The organism is Oceanospirillum sediminis, assembly GCF_014164585.1.
GTDB classification, from domain to species: Bacteria; Pseudomonadota; Gammaproteobacteria; order Pseudomonadales; family Halomonadaceae; genus Oceanospirillum; species Oceanospirillum sediminis.
Genome location: NZ_JACJFM010000359.1, coordinates 1 through 308, shown reverse-complemented (window position 1 = coordinate 308; position 308 = coordinate 1). Strand labels below are relative to the sequence as shown.

Below are 308 nucleotides of genomic sequence, written 5' to 3'. Positions count from 1 at the left end.
CGGTATGGGTCTTCTGCCTCAACAGATTACTGACGAATTGCTGGATGCCTATCTGTTTTTACGTAACGCAGAACATGCGCTGCAAGGCGTCGCAGATCAGCAGACTCAGACCCTGCCGGATGACGACTTCCCTCGCCTGCGGATGGCCTGCATCATGAATTTTGATAACTGGCAGGCATTTGAAGAGAAGCTGGATCATCACCGTAACCGGGCTGCCGAACATTTTGCCAATGTGATTGCAGCACCGGATGACGAAGAAGAAAACGACCAGGGGCTGAACGCAGAGCTGAGAGCTATCTGGCAAGGGG

1 protein-coding gene is annotated in these 308 nt (G+C 52.9%); it reads left to right on the top strand.

The window, feature by feature from the left end:
- On the top strand, nt 1–308 hold a 308-nt coding region (locus H4O21_RS25225; RefSeq protein WP_502243762.1), incomplete at both ends, for a [protein-PII] uridylyltransferase family protein.